This window comes from Evansella cellulosilytica DSM 2522, assembly GCF_000177235.2.
Classification (GTDB): domain Bacteria; phylum Bacillota; class Bacilli; order Bacillales; family Salisediminibacteriaceae; genus Evansella; species Evansella cellulosilytica.
On the sequence record NC_014829.1, the window covers coordinates 2,543,364 to 2,560,130 of the forward strand.

Sequence of the window (16,767 nt, forward strand, 5' to 3'; positions counted from 1 at the left end):
AAAAAAGTAGACAAGTATTGAAACTTCTTTTCATAAGCTAAATTAGGGTGATGGAATGGAATTAGTACATATTTTTGTTATAAGCTTTTTAAGTGATCTAGATAACATAGTCATATACGCATCAATTTTAAAGCATTATTCATCCTCATTAAGATTAATTTTCATCCTTGCAATTGTTTTATCATTGACGAGAACTTTTTATATTAACATCCTACACACACTAAATGAAGTAATAGCGATGGAACTTTTTTCTGGCGTTATTTTATTATTTATCGCTGTAAAAATGGCCACAGAAGAAGGGGATATGGCTTCAACTAGGAACAGTTCTGTCCCAATGGCATTCATTTCAATTTTATCCATTGATTTTTTACTTAGTTTAGACAGTATTCTCTTAGTATCAACAGTGTCCGATACTTCCTTTCTCATATTTATTGGAATGATTAGTAGTTTATTTGTTCTTTTTCGCTTCTCAAATTTACTTTATATGATTTTGAGTCACTTTCCTTTAATCTACGTTGTGATTGCATCATTTATCGCCTATACGGCTGTTGAGAATATGATGAAGGATGAGCTAGTATATGATCTTTTATTACCTTTAGCGATGCCACTAGACTACCTTGTTCCAATGCTGTCAAAAGGTAGTGCAATAATCATTTTATTAATCGGTGTATACGTGTTGATGAGACGAAATCGAATATATACCATTAAATAGAATAAGTTTCACTTAGAGGTTGACTCAAAAGCAAATTAGATCTTTTGAGTCAACCTAGAAATACTAAGGTCGTTTGTTAAAACAAGTTCTCATATACCTCATTCAACTCTTTCGACCTCTTCTCATCATTTTCCTCATTTGCATAATGAATTTCATTTTTTATTATTTGATTCATTTTCTCTATTTCCCGAGTTGATAAGCTTTTCGAGAAATCCTTCTCATTTTTAAAGCTATTTCTCTTTAGTTTTACATAAACTTCGTTTGCTTCTTCATCATCATCTATATAATTTGATAATGATTCCAATAAATACCTTAAAGACACATCCATTTTGACACCCTCTTTACACATCATTTATCTGTTATAGGATGTTAAATCCTCCGTAAAATCATTCATTAACCGAAAAGATTACAAATTAGTGAAAACTAAGTAGCATTACATAATAAAAATAACTCTTGCCATACTAAGAAAAAAATGGATGGGGAGTGGTAAATGTGATAAATGACTTTATGATTATGATTTTACCTGTGTTCGTTGTGTTTTTATCGTTAGCAGTATTCTTTCTTTGGGCAACTAAATCGAAAGAACCATACTCTTCTCAGGTAGAGGAGGAAAAAGCCATTGATAGATGATCCAGTTACTCTAAGTAGGTTGTTAACATTTATCACATTAGGTTTCCATATTATTTTAGCTACTGTTGGCGTAGGTATACCAATATTTATTAGCATTGCTGAATTTATCGGAATAAAAAAGAAGGATCATCATTACATACTTTTAGCAAAGCGATGGGCAAGGGGCTACACTATATTAGTTGCTGTTGGTGTAGTAACAGGTACCATTATTGGTTTCCAACTTTCTTTATTGTGGCCAACCTTTATGCAAGCTGCAGGAAAAATCATTGCTTTACCCTTATTCATGGAAACGTTTGCTTTTTTCTTTGAGGCAATATTTTTAGGAATATACTTATACACATGGAATCGGTTTAAGAAACCTATTTATCATTGGTTACTCTCTATACCGATTGTAATAGGTTCTTCTGCATCAGCATTTTTTATCACTACTGTTAATGCTTTTATGAATACACCAAATGGGTTCGATGTTGAAAATGGAGTATTTACAAATATTCAGCCATTAGTTGCGATGTTTAATGCTTCAATGCCTTCAAAAATGTCGCACGTTTTAACAACCGCTTATTTAACTAGCGCATTTATATTAGCAGCCATTGCAGCCTTTCACTTGTTACGTAACAAGTCTCATCAATATTATAAAAAAGCTTTACATTTAACAATGATAGGCTGCTTTGTCTTTTCTATAGCTACGATGATAAACGGGGATATAAGTGGTAAGTTTTTAGCCAAATATCAACCAGAGAAGTTAGCTGCTGCAGAATGGCACTTCGAAACAGAAGAAAATGCAACATTATTGTTAGGTGGTATATTAGATCCTGATGAAAGAGAAGTGAAGTTTGGCATTGAAATTCCTTATGCGTTAAGTATATTAGCTTTTAATAGGCCAAGTGCTGAAGTAATCGGGTTAAATGAGTTTCCTGAAGAGCTTTGGCCCCCTCTCTATATTCATTATTTCTTTAATATCATGATTTTTATTGGTATGTTTCTAGCAGCTGTTTCCTTTATTTATCTTGTATTTTACTACTTTAATCGATTTAACTCTTTAAATCGCTGGTTATTACGGGCAATTGTTATCGGTGCCCCTTTAGCTATTTTATCGATTGAAGCTGGATGGATTATGACCGAGGTCGGTAGACAGCCTTGGATTTTACGGGGATTTTTAATGGTCGAAGATACTGCTACAACGTCAAATCATGTCTTTGCGATGCTTGTTTTGTTTAGTCTTCTTTATATTTCACTTGCGATACTGCTTCCGACCATTCTGATTCGTCTATTTAAAAAGAAAGATGCTGAAAAAGAGCTAGAAGAACATCATGTAATTTTATAACAGTAATAAAAAATGAAATGAGGGTTTTAGATGATTGAACTCATCGGTATTACTGTATTATGGATTTTTCTATTTGGTTATCTTATTATTGGTTCTATTGATTTTGGAGCAGGGTTTTATTCTTTTTATGCTAAAATAACAAACAAAAAACACTCTATTCGGCAAATTATCGATAGGTATCTTTCTCCTGTATGGGAGGTTACCAATGTTTTTCTAGTGTTTTTTATGATTGGTTTAATTGGATTTTTTCCAGATAGTGCTTACTACTACGGAACAGCATTGTTAGTCCCTGGTAGCGTTGCTCTAGTTTTGCTTGCAATAAGAGGATCCTTTTATGCATTTGCAAACTACGGGGCTAGGGAAAGTAACATTTATTTGTTTTTATATGGCATTACAGGACTTCTTATTCCAGCTGCTCTATCTACTGTACTAACTATTTCGGAAGGTGGATTTATTGTCAGAACTAGTGGGGATGTTCATTTACTACTGTTAGAACTATTTGTAAATCCATACTCATGGATTGTTGTTATGCTTGCAATCGTAAGTGTTTTGTTTATTAGTGCAACATTCCTTACATACTATGCTAATAAGGCAAAAGACAAAGACGCTTTATTGTTGATGAGAAGATTCAGCATGATTTGGAGTGGACCTACTATTCTATTAAGCTTTTTAGTATTTCTAACGTTAAGTACTCACAACGAGGCGCATTTCCAAGCGATGTTAGATGAAAGCTGGATTTTCTTACTGTCACTTGTTTCTTTTGTATTAGCATTATGGTTTATTTATAAGCAAAAATATTTAGGTCTAGCCTTTACTTTTGTTTGCTTGCAGTTTGGTTTCGCCTTTTTCGGATATGGCTATACTCACTTACCTTATATTCTATATCCGTATATAACGATATTTGATAACGTAACAAGTCCAGAAATGGGTATTACGCTAATTATGGCGTTTATAGCTGGCTTGTTCCTCCTTCTCCCATCTTTATATTTACTGTTACGGTTATTCTTGTTTAATGCAGAATATGTTCAAGGAAAGTAGAAAATAGAAAATAAGGAGACTCAAAAAAATAACCTTTTGAGTCTCCCTATTAGGAAGTATTAATGGGACAAAGTTTAGTATTATAGTTGTTCTTTTAATAATTTCTCAACACTAGCTAATTGTACACATAAACAAAAGACGTCCATGGCTCTTTCTAGTTCGATTAATGATGGGAATGTAGGTGCTATACGAATGTTTCTATCTCTAGGGTCATGTCCATATGGAAAAGTTGCACCGGCACCAGTAAGCTTAACTCCCGCTTCCTTAGCCATACTAACAACTGTTTTAGCACATCCATCTAGAGTATTAAAGCTGATAAAGTATCCTCCATTCGGTTCTACCCATGAGCCAATGTTTTTCCCACCTATTTCAGATTCTAGTTTATTTAACACCATATCAAATTTTGGTTTAATGATAGATGCATGCTTTTTCATATGCGTGCTTAAATTTTCAACATTTTTAAAGAAGCGTATATGTCTTATCTGGTTTAATTTATCAGGACCAATTGTTTGCATAGCAAGTAGCTTTTTAAAATATTGAATGTTATTTTCTGATGAAGCTAATACACCAATTCCACCACCGGCAAAGGTTATTTTGGAAGTAGAGCTAAATATTAACACCCTATCTTCATTACCAGCCTGTTTACAAGCAGTTAATATATTTTTTAGTTCATCTGGCTTATCAGTTAAATGATGAACAGTATAAGCATCATCCCAGAAAATCCTAAAATCTTTTGCTTTCGTCTTCATTGAAGCGAAACGGTCAACCACTTCATCAGAATACGTAATACCATCAGGATTACTATACTTTGGAACACACCAAATACCTTTGATTGACTCATCTTCTTGAACAAGTTTTTCTATCTGATCCATATTTGGACCATCCTCTAGCATATCTACTCGAATCATTTCTATATTAAATAACTCACATATAGAGAAATGTCTGTCATATCCAGGACTTGGACATAAGAATTTTACTTTTGGTAACTTTGCCCATGCTGTTTCGCCATCATTTACACCAAATAGCATCGCACGCGCAACTGTATCATGCATAAGATTTAAGCTAGAGTTTCCCCCAATAATAATCTCATTACTACTAACATTTAATATGTTTGAGAAGAAAGCTTTTGCTTCAGGAAGACCATCTAATCCACCATAGTTACGTACATCAGTACCATCTTCAGCTTTTAGAGGTGTATCAGCACTGATGATATCCAACATACCATTGGACAAATCTAATTGATCTGGGCTTGGTTTCCCTCTTGACATGTCTAATGCTAAATTTTCATCTTTTAACTTGTTAAACTTTTCCAACAAATCCATATGTACCTGTTGTAATTCTTGAGTACTTAGTACTGTGTAATCACTCATTTAAGTGTGCCGCCTCCTTAGTTATTTGCGAAAATCTTTACTCCTTATTAAAGGATATAAAGATACCACTAATTATACAAGGAAAAACATATGGATTTATCATTTTTTTTAAATTTATTAAAATATTTAACGCTGTGAATTTGAACCGAGCTTTGCAACTGTTTCTTTTATTTTGTTAAATAAACTAAATTTTGGAGGTTCGTATTCTTCTAGTTCGCTAGTATAAAATTTATAAGAGTTTTTACCATTCGTTTTCGCATAATACATAGCTTTATCTGCATTTTGAACGAGTTCGTCAAATACTTCACCATCGGATGGAAACATACTAATTCCAATACTAGGTGAAACATTAACTTCTTCTCCATCAATAATAAAAGGATTAGAAATGTTTTCAATGATACGCTTAGCAATCATTTCTATTTCTTCATTTTGCACTTCTTCCAGTACTAGAATAAATTCATCTCCACCAAGTCTACCTGTTAAGTCTTCTTCTCTAACACTTTCACTTAATCGCGTAGCTACATCTTTCAATAATGTATCACCAGCGTCATGCCCCATCGTATCATTAACATTCTTAAAACCGTCCAAATCAATAAACATAACAGCTAAGTTATGCTCTTGTCTTTTTGATCTGGCTAATGCCTTTTTTACATGCTTAAATATCATTAATCGATTAGGTAAATCTGTTAATTCATCATAATAAGCTAATTGTCTTAACTTATCCTCCAGCTCTTTTTGCCGCGTTATGTTGTGTATTGTACCGACAATCTTTACGATATTATTATTACTGTCGTTTTTAGGTGTTGCTATAAGCTCTAACCATCGAACGGAATCATCAGTATGCTTAATGCGAAACTGTATTTTAGTATTATTGCCCTTCTCTAGCCACTTCATTTTTTCATTTACTTTCATTTTGTCTTCCGTGTACACAAGTTCCTTCCACTCCATCGGATTATCTATTATCGTTTCTTGAGAGATTGAAGCAACTTTTTCAATGCTTTTAGAAATAAATAATTCCTTGTTTGAGTATGTGTAAGAAAAAATGGGTACTTCAAGACTATTATATACATCTTCAAAATCTTTGAGATTATTCTCTAACAGTTTGTTTACATCCTCTAACATTTTATTACTTCTAACTATGATGTTATTTTCTCTTTTCTGCTTATATATAATAAAACAATATATGCCTAATGGTATGACGAAAAGTAAAGAGTACCATTGTGATAAATTTATAATATTAAACAATACAATAATGCCCAAGGAAACTATTAATACACCAAATTCTATTTTCATATCATTCACACCCAATTTTTATCCAATTTAATATTTGTATACAATTATAATTATATAGTAAAAACATTATCATTCAACACAATTCGACAAAAAATATAAAAAGAATGACTCAAAATTTAATTAATCGTTTTGAGTCATTCTTTAAGTTAATTTACCGCTCTATATATTTACTACGTTAATGTTCTTTTTTGTTTGGAAATGGGGTGAGGTAAAATTATTATATTTTCTTTTAACACTAAACGTAATACTTTTCTATATGAACTTTATTATTAACGACTTATAAACATTTGAGTCCAGTGATGTCCATTTGGATCGTATCCTACCCCAATATGTGTAAAATTACCGTTAAGTATATTTTCACGATGTCCTTGGCTATTCATCCAAGCATCAACAACTTGTTCTGGCGTTTGTTGTCCTTGAGCAATATTTTCAGCTGCAGCATTATATGAAACACCAAAATCTCTAATCATGTCAAAAGGAGACCCATAAGTCGGACTAGTATGTGAAAAGTAATTGTTTTCTTGCATGTCTGTTGATTTTGTACGTGCTACATTACTTAGTGAACTATCCGCTTGTAATTCTGATAACCCGTTGTTTCTTCTTTGTTCATTTGTTAGTGCAATAACCCGCTGTTCAACGTCACTTATTCCTTCTTGTCCCTCTTCCTCTTCACCTGGGGTAGGTGTTTGATCTTGTTCAGGTTGCTCTGATTGTTGTTCTTGTTCAGGTTGTTGCTCTGATTGTGGTTCTTGTTCTGTTTGCTCTTGATTTGCATGTTCATTCTGCTGATTAGGTACATTATCCCCTTCTTGTGCAGCTTGTTTGTTCTGTCGAGGGGATTGTTTTTGATCTTGTACCCATTGTCTTGCCCGCTGTTCCATATCTCCCCATTTTTGACCATTTTTAATGTGTTCATGATTTTCGTCTGTATCTACTTGAAACTCAAACTTTGCCTCTTGAATTTGCACTGCTTTCGTATGAGGAAATTCGTTACTGGACATCGTTGTACTTTCACTTGATATTGAATCATTAAAATCATTCGCTCTGAAATCTGCAAAAGCACCATCTTCATTATTTAATCTTGTTGCTCCTTCGTCAAATAAATCATCATCTGTACCATTACACGCAAAAGTAAATATCAATACAAATAGTATTATTGTGAAAAAAGTAAACTTCTTCAAAAAAATACCTCCATTCTATTCTGTTTCGCTATTATTTTTTCAAAAATATTTGAAAAGTATTAATAGAATAAAATGGTATTTATAAAATAAATCTCATCAAAATAAGGATAACCATATTAGCTATAAGCGTTTGGTCATCCTCATCGTTACAAATTTTTAATAAGTCCCATCAACCCATCCATTACGTATGGCCTTTACCATCGCTTCTGTACGATCATTAGCCTCCATTTTCTTTAAAATAGAACTTATATTTGTACTTACAGTTGAATTTGCATAAAATAATTTATCAGCAATTTCTCCATTATTACATCCATCTAAAATTAACTGAAGAATTTCTTGTTCTTTTTTAGTAAAAATAGATGCTACTTTCGAAATATTTAAGCATAGCTTTTTAAATGGTTTGCTTCTGTTAGTTTTTCGTTCAATCTCAGTCACTAATTCAGTATGAAGGTTAGGTTCTAAAAAAACACCCTTTGTAAACAACGACCTCAATACTACATTCGTATTTTTTTCTAAATAAGAAAGAGATAATAGGGCATTTACTGGCAATGAGAGAAAAGATAATGATTGCCTCGTAAGTGCGTTACAACTAACAATCAATATTTGTGAATTCTCTTGTTTTAAAGAATCAATTTGATACTGAAATAAGTCTGAAGAAATTTCATCTTCACTATTTATTAGATAAAAAATCATCTCATTACATTCTTTCTCATTTAAGTTATTTTTTTCCTCATATAAACCTTTAATAATTTTTGATATGTTTTGTTGTAATTCCTTAGTAAGTTTATTTTTCTTATCAAAATAAATAATTCTAAAATTAGCAGTTGAAAGCCTTTCACTAGTCGTAAACATTATGTATCCCCCTATTCTTATAAATATGTGTAAACCAATATCTATTAAGTAACCCTTATAATGAATAATAAAAAACCCTCTATTTTACTCCAGTGCAAAATAGAGGGTTTTACCCATTATTGTGCAACCGGCTGCCATATTATAAAATAATTTAGGCCCTTGGCTTTGCGTCCTTATCTTTCAATAAGTTTGCCTTTATACAATATTTTTTCAATTAAAAAGTACTATAACTAATTTACTATATTTATAGTTTAATCATTTATTGCGAAACGTGCAATAGCAAAATTAAACAATTTAGTAATTTTATTAATATTATTAAAAATTCAAACGTATATAGTGGGATTACTGATGTTGGTCAACTAGATTATTATCTTTCTCCTTTTCGGTCGCTGTATCACTTTCCTTATCGCTTATACTTTTTTCTATTTCCACTATATTATTTTTTTTACTCTTCATTGCCGTTATTTTATCTATATTATTTTTCATTATACTTCTTCCATGGAAATGTCCATTCTCATCAATGATTATTGACTTCATTTCTACTGCTCCATCAAGATGGCCTGACTCCAAAATATGAACTTTATTTTGAACTTTAACATTTCCTTTTACCGTTCCAGCAATATACAAGTTACGAGATATTATCCCTTTTTCCACATACCCTTCTTTTCCAATAGTGACATCGCCATCGCATTTTAATTCACCGAATATTTTCCCATCGACTCTGATACTTGATTTCACCTGAAACCTGCCTTCTACAGTTGTAGCCTCTCCAATGACTGTACTTACTTCATTAATTTTTTTATCGGATTTATTAGTAAACATCATTTACTCTCCAGGAAACCTGGATCAACACCTCCTAAATTATTCTATTATCAAATTTTCGTGAAAGATCATATATTGGTATGGATCTACATATTCTCCATTTCTCAAGATTTCATAATGAAGATGTACACCTGTACTCCTGCCTGTACTCCCCATCCCTCCTATCATTTCTCCTTTTTTTACATAGTCACCAGCACTTACTTCTATACTATTTAAGTGTGCATATACCGTCTCATAGGCATCATTATGCTTAATGACTACCATCCTGCCATATCCCCCACTATCCCAACCAGCCTCCGTAACTGTACCATCCGCAGTTGCATAGATTGGAGTATTAAGAGTACTTGCAATATCTATCCCTGAATGAAAAGATGAAGAGCGTGTGATTGGGTCTATCCTATTACCAAAAGTAGAAGTGATTCTACCTCCTTCCGTTGGCATTATAGTCGGTATTGAGCGTAATTCTTCTTCGTAAGCTATTAGTCGATCAATTGCTATTTCAAATTCATTTATTAAGTTCGGTAAGTCATCTCGTATTTCAGTTAGTCTATTAGATATATCATTTATTTCCTCTATTTTAGAAGGGAATTCAATACCTCCACTACCGTCATCTTTGTAATTTCGTCCTCCAGGTAATTCTAGCTCCAATTCATTCAACTGTTCCTCATAAGCTCTAAACTTTTCAATAGATTGCTGTACTTCTACAGCCTCTATTTGAAGAGAAGTATACTCTCTTTTCACCTCTTCAACTTCATTATTGGCAACTTCTATTTGTTGATCTCTTAATAATATTTCTTCATTTAATAATTCATTTTCTACATTTTTCTCTTCAAACAGTAAATAAATATAGACTGATATTAAAGCAGATACGAGAGAGAATAGAACTATTGAGCAAATAAGCATGAATTTAGTTATATGAAATTTTTTAATTGTAGTCTTAGGATCCGAAAAAAGGATAATATTCCAAGGTTTTTGGTATTTATGACGACTACTCAAAGAACACCACTTCTTTCTTTAAATAAGATAATACTAAAAATGCTTTTCTATAATCTTTTATAAATATTAGTAGTAAATATATATGGTAGTAATCATATTTTATGTTTATAAATCCCAGCCTTGCTTCTCTTCAATGTACACTAATAGGTTTTGATGAAACGACACCTACTGCTTATATTCTCGAATTCAATGATGTTAACAATGTTATACTTTACCTTTTGATACATCACAAATTGTCCTAAGTATCTTTATATGATAGACATTTAGTTAAGATTGAATTTTCTGTTTCCATGGCATACTAAAAAAACAAAATGCAAAAATATCTAGCTTCTCAAATACCAATATCATTTTACTTAGTTATTTATTCAAAAAAAGGGCCGTCTCAGAAGGTATTGATACCTTTGGACAACCCAATACGAATATTATTCATTATTATTTTATATTTAACTATTCATTCTTGAACCAAAACTCACTTAAATTCGCTGAACCATTCGTTGATACAATATATATATCATGCACTCCATGTACAGTTGAATCTAACGAAGGAGTTCCACTCCATTGATAAGTACCCCAATCTCCTGTAGGTTCGTAATTGACAGTTCCAATTATTTGCCCATTTGGACTTCCTATTCGAATATCAAAACTACCGCTGAGCGCAGATGCATAACTAACTGCAAAAGCATTATAACCAGTAGATAAATCTACATTATTAAATTTAATCCAATTACCTGGATCAAATCCACCGATGCCACAATCCCAAGAGTTTACTCCACTTGCATCATTAAAATCACACGCGTGCAATTGAAAGTCAGGAGCTGTTGGGCTATACGAATCCCCATTGTTTGGAGTATAACGTACCCATTCGTATGTCGCTTGAGCATTCTGACCATTATATTGACCAGCCCATTCATCAATACCATACGTATTCCAAATATTCATCATAATCTTACTTGGATTACTTGGTATGTTCTCCGTTGCAGTTGCCACCAACTCCCCGTTAACATACCAACTTATATGATCCTCTTGCCAGTCAAACGCATACGTATTAAAACTATCTGCTGCATCAAACCCTAAATCGTAAAGTATTTCATTCCCTCCTACACCGTCCGTATAATAATTGAATTGAACCTTCGTAGTGTCGTTTCCTAGAAATTCAATATCAATTTCATCCCATGGTGCTCCGTTATATGAAGGACCTGTATATGTGAAGAAAGAAGAAATTACCCCCGATACATTTGATGGTTTCATAGACACTTCATACAACCCATATCCATAAAAATTACTCGTCGCATACTCTGCACACTCATAGTTATACGGGGCTTCGTAAGAATAATTTGTACGAAGCGATAACTCCATTTCCCCTCCATTAAAATTAACCCGGTCTTCACTCCAATGACAACCGAAAAAGACATCGTCATTCCTCCAACCATCAGAAATCTGCCAGTTATGATGATCGTGACCTTGGAACGAATGATAAACTTCGTCCTCAGTTACTGGGTTATAAGCAAATGTCACCCCCATTAAAGACATCATCATTAGCGTCAGCACAACGATTCTAATAGCTTTGTTAATTTTAATAATAATCACTCCTAAATATAGTTTTATTGAGATATCTTTCTATAGTTAGCTAGATTGAACTTGATGCAGCAAAATAACTATTTTTCTACTAAGCTACTACTTTTTTTTACTGTTCTGAAGTAAATAACAATTCCAGTCGCAAGAGCTAAGAGACCAATAAGTAAATTGTTATAGAAAGAAGTAGCTGTATCAGGTAATTTTTCACCATCTTTGTTGCTAGATTATATAGCATCTTCAGCTTCCTCGTCTTCTTTATCTTAGATAACTGGATCTTCTATTTGAGGCTCTTCAGTTCCTGGACCTTCTGTTCCTTACAGAAACCTAAATAATCATCCCCCCTTTATAGTAAACGCTTTCTTTTTAATGTAGGATTCTGATTTACTTACTTATGAATTTTACTTCATACGATAAAAGATCAAATGACTAACGCGCGTTAGTTGTGGTAAAAAAATAATAAATATTACTAATATGTAATATTTATAACTTTTGTAACCCACTGTGTTGGAAAGCGTTTTCAAATATTATTATATTCTATATTCTTTTTAATTTCAATCATTATCTCCTTGTATTTATCGTTGTATTTTAACTTTGGTATTATTATTTTTTAAAGAAAGCTTTGTTCTCCTGTGATAATTGATATTGGTTTGTGCTTCTTTTTGGAAAGTAGTATCACTACTGTTCTATAATTTATTTTTGTTCGGTGGTTTTTTCTTTTGGATACAATTGAACTTCTATGACGACCTTTGTGCATTGAGTTTTAAATTTTCGGGCAGCATTGCTTGCCTATGGTGACCTTCGTTGAGTGCGGTCTTGGTTTTGGGGTAGCATTGGCTTCCTATGATGACCTTCGTTGAATGAGGTTTGGCTTTTGGGGCAGCATTGCTTCTCTATGATGACCTTCGTTGAATGAGGTTTGGCTTTTGGGGCAGCATTGCTTCTCTATGATGATATTCGTGAATTGTTTTTTTGATTTTCGGGTAGCATTGCTTAGCTATGACACACTTTATTCGTATCGACATACTTTCTCACGTGTCATTGCACTTCTATGATACACTTTATTTGTTCCTACTACTTTCTCATGCGTCATTGCCTTCGTATGACACACTTTATTCGTTTCCACATAAATCTTCACGTGTCATTGCACTTCTATGACACACTTTATTTTGATCCCACTACTTTCTCACGTGTCATTGAGCTCGTATGATACACCTTATTCGTTTCCTCCAACATTCTCATGCGTCATTGCCTTCGTATGACACACTTTATTTCATTCCCACTACTTTCTCGCGTGTCATTGGCCTCGTATGATACACTTTATTCCGTTCCTCCCACTTTCTCATGCATCATTCCACTTCTATGACACACTTTATTCGTTTCCATATACTATATCTAACGCATCATTGCCCCTCCCTAAAAGAACACTCCTCATTCATTTCACCACATTTATCAAATCAAACCCTACCTTCGGTACACAAAAGCCCAAATCCTAAACAAAATAAAAAAAGCCACTCTCTATTGAGGATGACTTTATCTGCCCAGCAACGTCCTACTTTCACAGGGGGAAACCCCCAACTATCATCGGCGCTGGAGAGCTTAACTACCGTGTTCGGCATGGGAACGGGTGTGACCTCTCCGCTATCGTCACTGGACTATGTATGAGAGTTTATCCTCTCAAAACTAGATAACATATTCTGATTAAATGATCGTCTTAGTAAAGTTTGGTTAAGCCCTCGATCGATTAGTATCTCTCAGCTTCACATGTCGCCATGCTTCCACATGAGACCTATCAACCTCATCATCTCTGAGGGATCTTACTCACTTACGTGATGGGAAATCTCATCTTGAGGGGGGCTTCATGCTTAGATGCTTTCAGCACTTATCCCTTCCACACGTAGCTACCCAGCTATGCTCCTGGCGGAACAACTGGTACACCAGCGGTGTGTCCATCCCGGTCCTCTCGTACTAAGGACAGCTCCTCTCAAATTTCCTACGCCTGCGACGGATAGGGACCGAACTGTCTCACGACGTTCTGAACCCAGCTCGCGTACCGCTTTAATGGGCGAACAGCCCAACCCTTGGGACCTACTTCAGCCCCAGGATGCGATGAGCCGACATCGAGGTGCCAAACCTCCCCGTCGATGTGGACTCTTGGGGGAGATTAGCCTGTTATCCCCAGGGTAGCTTTTATCCGTTGAGCGACGGCCCTTCCATACGGTGCCGCCGGATCACTAAGCCCGACTTTCGTCCCTGCTCGACCTGTATGTCTCGCAGTCAAGCTCCCTTATGCCTTTGCACTCTACGAATGATTTCCAACCATTCTGAGGGAACCTTTGGGCGCCTCCGTTACTTTTTAGGAGGCGACCGCCCCAGTCAAACTGCCCACCTGACACTGTCCCTGATCCGGATTACGGACCGAGGTTAGAATTCCAGTACAACCAGGGTAGTATCCCACCGACGCCTCCACCGAAGCTAGCGCTCCGGCTTCCAAGGCTCCTACCTATCCTGTACAAGTTGTACCAAAATCCAATATCAAGCTACAGTAAAGCTCCATGGGGTCTTTCCGTCCTGTCGCAGGTAACCTGCATCTTCACAGGTAATATAATTTCACCGGGTCTCTCGTTGAGACAGTGCCCAAATCGTTGCACCTTTCGTGCGGGTCGGAACTTACCCGACAAGGAATTTCGCTACCTTAGGACCGTTATAGTTACGGCCGCCGTTTACTGGGGCTTCAATTCAGAGCTTCTCCCGAAGGATAACCCCTCCTCTTAACCTTCCAGCACCGGGCAGGTGTCAGCCCCTATACTTCGCCTTACGACTTGGCAGAGACCTGTGTTTTTGATAAACAGTCGTTTGGGCCTATTCACTGCGGCTCTCTCGGGCATACACCCTAATAGAGCACCCCTTCTCCCGAAGTTACGGGGTCATTTTGCCGAGTTCCTTAACGAGAGTTCTCCCGCGCGTCTTAGAATTCTCTTCCCGCCTACCTGTGTCGGTTTGCGGTACGGGCACCAGTCACCTCGCTAGAGGCTTTTCTTGGCAGTGTAGGATCAGGAACTTCGGTACTATAATTTCCCTCGCGATCACAGCTCAGCCTTATGACAAGCGGATTTGCCTACTTGTCAGCCTCACTGCTTCGACGCACATATCCATCAGTGCGCTTACCCTACCTTCCTGCGTCCCCCCGTTGCTCAAACGGTGACGTGGTGGTACAGGAATTTCAACCTGTTTGCCATCGCCTACGCCTTTCGGCCTCGGCTTAGGTCCCGACTTACCCTGAGCGGACGAGCCTTCCTCAGGAAACCTTAGGCTTTCGACGGAGGGGATTCTCACCCCTCTTTTCGCTACTCATACCGGCATTCTCACTTCCAAGCGCTCCACATGTCCTTCCGGTCATGCTTCAACGCCCTTGGAACGCTCCCCTACCACTGTCCGTAAGGACAATCCATAGCTTCGGTGATACGTTTAGCCCCGGTACATTTTCGGCGCAGAGTCACTCGACCAGTGAGCTATTACGCACTCTTTCAATGGTGGCTGCTTCTAAGCCAACATCCTGGTTGTCTAAGCAACTCCACATCCTTCTCCACTTAACGTATACTTTGGGACCTTAGCTGATGGTCTGGGCTGTTTCCCTCTTGACTACGGATCTTAGCACTCGCAGTCTGACTCCCGAGGATAAGTAAATGGCATTCGGAGTTTGACTGAATTCGGTAATCCTGTGGGGACCCCTAGTCCAATCAGTGCTCTACCTCCAATACTCTCACCTCGAGGCTAGCCCTAAAGCTATTTCGGGGAGAACCAGCTATTTCCGTGTTCGATTGGCATTTCACCCCTACCCACACCTCATCCCCGCACTTTTCAACGTGCGTGGGTTCGGGCCTCCATCCAGTGTTACCTGGACTTCACCCTGGACATGGGTAGATCACACGGTTTCGGGTCTACAACAACGTACTATGGCGCCCTATTCAGACTCGCTTTCGCTGCGGCTCCGTCTCTTCAACTTAACCTCGCACGTTATCGTAACTCGCCGGTTCATTCTACAAAAGGCACGCTGTCACCCATTAACGGGCTCCAACTACTTGTAGGCACACGGTTTCAGGATCTATTTCACTCCCCTCCCGGGGTGCTTTTCACCTTTCCCTCACGGTACTGGTTCACTATCGGTCACTAGGGAGTATTTAGCCTTGGGAGATGGTCCTCCCGGATTCCGACGGGGTTTCACGTGTCCCGCCGTACTCAGGATACACTCCGGAGGAAACAACGTTTCGGCTACAGGGCTGTTACCTTGTCTCGCAGACCTTTCCAGATCGCTTCACCTACGCTGTTTCTTTGTAACTCCGTGTGGAGTGTCCTACAACCCCAAGAGGCAAGCCTCTTGGTTTGGGCTAATTCCGTTTCGCTCGCCGCTACTCAGGAAATCGCATTTGCTTTCTCTTCCTCTGGGTACTAAGATGTTTCAGTTCCCCAGGTCTGCCTTCTCATACCCTATGTATTCAAGTATGGATACCATCCCATTACGGATGGTGGGTTCCCCCATTCGGAAATCTCCGGATCAAAGCTTACTTACAGCTCCCCGAAGCATATCGGTGTTCGTCCCGTCCTTCGTCGGCTCCTAGTGCCAAGGCATTCACCGTGCGCCCTTTCTAGCTTAACCACTAAAAAGTGTGGCGTCTTACATTCGCCTTAACTAAGACACACAGTTGATTTCGTTAGAAGAATAGACTTCTATTGATATCTACTGGTGATCATTTAAATCAGTTTTTGTTATCTAGTTTTCAAAGGACAAATCGCACCACGCAAGTGTGCGATAATCAAGTAGTTGTGCTGTCTTTTGAACTGATACGCGTTAGCGTTCAGCGAGCACAACGACTTTATTTTGAGAGTATGACCTCTCAAAACTAAACAAAAAGTACCAAAGCGAAGTTCGAAAGTAATGAGCTTTATGTTTCTACAGTTGTTGTAGAAAATAACTGC

At 36.7% G+C, this 16,767-nt stretch carries 13 protein-coding genes, 2 rRNA genes, 2 pseudogenes and 1 riboswitch; of the genes and pseudogenes, 4 read left to right on the top strand and 13 right to left on the bottom strand.

All coding sequences use genetic code 11. From position 1 onward, the window contains the following. Positions 1-55 precede the first annotated feature (55 nt). Entirely contained in the window at positions 56-712 is a 657-nt protein-coding gene (locus tag BCELL_RS11645; protein ID WP_013488946.1) for a TerC family protein, read from the top strand. A 76-nt stretch (positions 713-788) separates the two neighbouring features. Here BCELL_RS11645 and BCELL_RS11650 read toward each other — a convergent pair whose 3' ends face one another. After that, positions 789-1,040 (bottom strand): sigma-G-dependent sporulation-specific acid-soluble spore protein CsgA, encoded by a 252-nt coding sequence (locus BCELL_RS11650; RefSeq protein WP_013488947.1) that lies wholly within the window; start codon positions 1,038-1,040, stop codon positions 789-791. Positions 1,041-1,204: 164 nt separating this feature from the next. On the opposite strand from BCELL_RS11650, the gene cydS reads away from it, so the two are divergent. Genes cydS through BCELL_RS11660 form a run of 3 tightly spaced genes read left to right on the top strand, consistent with a single transcriptional unit; the run spans position 1,205 to position 3,704 of the window. After that, complete coding sequence (cydS, locus tag BCELL_RS22600; protein ID WP_013488948.1) at positions 1,205-1,342, top strand: cytochrome bd oxidase small subunit CydS family protein; 138 nt, start codon at positions 1,205-1,207, stop codon at positions 1,340-1,342. Then, positions 1,332-2,666, top strand: coding sequence for a cytochrome ubiquinol oxidase subunit I (locus tag BCELL_RS11655; protein WP_013488949.1), 1,335 nt, complete (start codon positions 1,332-1,334; stop codon positions 2,664-2,666). Before cydS ends, BCELL_RS11655 begins: the two co-directional genes overlap by 11 nt. 30 nt (positions 2,667-2,696) lie before the next feature. Next, complete coding sequence (locus BCELL_RS11660; RefSeq protein ID WP_013488950.1) at positions 2,697-3,704, top strand: cytochrome d ubiquinol oxidase subunit II; 1,008 nt, start codon at positions 2,697-2,699, stop codon at positions 3,702-3,704. A gap of 80 nt (positions 3,705-3,784) precedes the next feature. On the opposite strand, the gene BCELL_RS11665 is transcribed toward BCELL_RS11660, so the two are convergent. From BCELL_RS11665 to BCELL_RS11705, 12 genes and pseudogenes are all read right to left on the bottom strand, one after another. Next, positions 3,785-5,074, bottom strand: coding sequence for an aspartate aminotransferase type Ic (locus BCELL_RS11665; protein ID WP_013488951.1), 1,290 nt, complete (start codon positions 5,072-5,074; stop codon positions 3,785-3,787). A gap of 126 nt (positions 5,075-5,200) precedes the next feature. Then, on the bottom strand, positions 5,201-6,367 hold the full coding sequence (locus BCELL_RS11670; RefSeq protein ID WP_049786638.1) for a sensor domain-containing diguanylate cyclase: 1,167 nt from the start codon (positions 6,365-6,367) through the stop codon (positions 5,201-5,203). 269 nt (positions 6,368-6,636) lie between these two features. After that, on the bottom strand, positions 6,637-7,548 hold the full coding sequence (locus BCELL_RS11675) for a CAP domain-containing protein (protein ID WP_013488953.1): 912 nt from the start codon (positions 7,546-7,548) through the stop codon (positions 6,637-6,639). A 156-nt stretch (positions 7,549-7,704) separates the two neighbouring features. Continuing rightward, entirely contained in the window at positions 7,705-8,400 is a 696-nt protein-coding gene (locus BCELL_RS21650) for a response regulator transcription factor (protein ID WP_013488954.1), read from the bottom strand. A 119-nt stretch (positions 8,401-8,519) separates the two neighbouring features. Next, a riboswitch (cyclic di-GMP riboswitch) is annotated at positions 8,520-8,604 on the bottom strand. A gap of 138 nt (positions 8,605-8,742) precedes the next feature. Beyond that, positions 8,743-9,222 (bottom strand): bactofilin family protein, encoded by a 480-nt coding sequence (locus BCELL_RS11685; protein ID WP_049786639.1) that lies wholly within the window; start codon positions 9,220-9,222, stop codon positions 8,743-8,745. A 39-nt stretch (positions 9,223-9,261) separates the two neighbouring features. Next, entirely contained in the window at positions 9,262-10,218 is a 957-nt protein-coding gene (locus BCELL_RS21655; protein ID WP_013488956.1) for a peptidoglycan DD-metalloendopeptidase family protein, read from the bottom strand. Positions 10,219-10,665: 447 nt separating this feature from the next. Beyond that, complete coding sequence (locus BCELL_RS23330; RefSeq protein ID WP_425357461.1) at positions 10,666-11,019, bottom strand: carbohydrate-binding protein; 354 nt, start codon at positions 11,017-11,019, stop codon at positions 10,666-10,668. Between the two features lie 39 nt (positions 11,020-11,058). After that, positions 11,059-11,796, bottom strand: a pseudogene (bglS, locus tag BCELL_RS23335) (beta-glucanase); the annotation flags it as partial. Positions 11,797-11,873: 77 nt separating this feature from the next. Continuing rightward, positions 11,874-12,002 (bottom strand): annotated as a pseudogene (locus BCELL_RS23340) (LPXTG cell wall anchor domain-containing protein); the annotation flags it as partial. Between the two features lie 797 nt (positions 12,003-12,799). Next, positions 12,800-12,928, bottom strand: coding sequence for a hypothetical protein (locus BCELL_RS23205; RefSeq protein WP_280964377.1), 129 nt, complete (start codon positions 12,926-12,928; stop codon positions 12,800-12,802). A 401-nt stretch (positions 12,929-13,329) separates the two neighbouring features. Then, positions 13,330-13,445 (bottom strand): 5S ribosomal RNA (gene rrf, locus BCELL_RS11700). A gap of 69 nt (positions 13,446-13,514) precedes the next feature. Continuing rightward, positions 13,515-16,447, bottom strand: a 23S ribosomal RNA gene (locus BCELL_RS11705). Positions 16,448-16,767: the final 320 nt, after the last annotated feature.

Excerpts from the sequence above, each read along its gene's own strand:
- BCELL_RS11645 (WP_013488946.1), top strand. The coding sequence starts at position 56 with ATGGAATTAGTACATATTTTTGTTATAAGCTTTTTAAGTGATCTAGAT.
- BCELL_RS11650 (WP_013488947.1), bottom strand. The coding sequence starts at position 1,040 with ATGGATGTGTCTTTAAGGTATTTATTGGAATCATTATCAAATTATATA.
- BCELL_RS11660 (WP_013488950.1), top strand. The coding sequence starts at position 2,697 with ATGATTGAACTCATCGGTATTACTGTATTATGGATTTTTCTATTTGGT.
- BCELL_RS11665 (WP_013488951.1), bottom strand. The coding sequence starts at position 5,074 with ATGAGTGATTACACAGTACTAAGTACTCAAGAATTACAACAGGTACAT.
- BCELL_RS11670 (WP_049786638.1), bottom strand. The coding sequence starts at position 6,367 with ATGAAAATAGAATTTGGTGTATTAATAGTTTCCTTGGGCATTATTGTA.
- BCELL_RS21650 (WP_013488954.1), bottom strand. The coding sequence starts at position 8,400 with ATGTTTACGACTAGTGAAAGGCTTTCAACTGCTAATTTTAGAATTATT.
- BCELL_RS11685 (WP_049786639.1), bottom strand. The coding sequence starts at position 9,222 with ATGTTTACTAATAAATCCGATAAAAAAATTAATGAAGTAAGTACAGTC.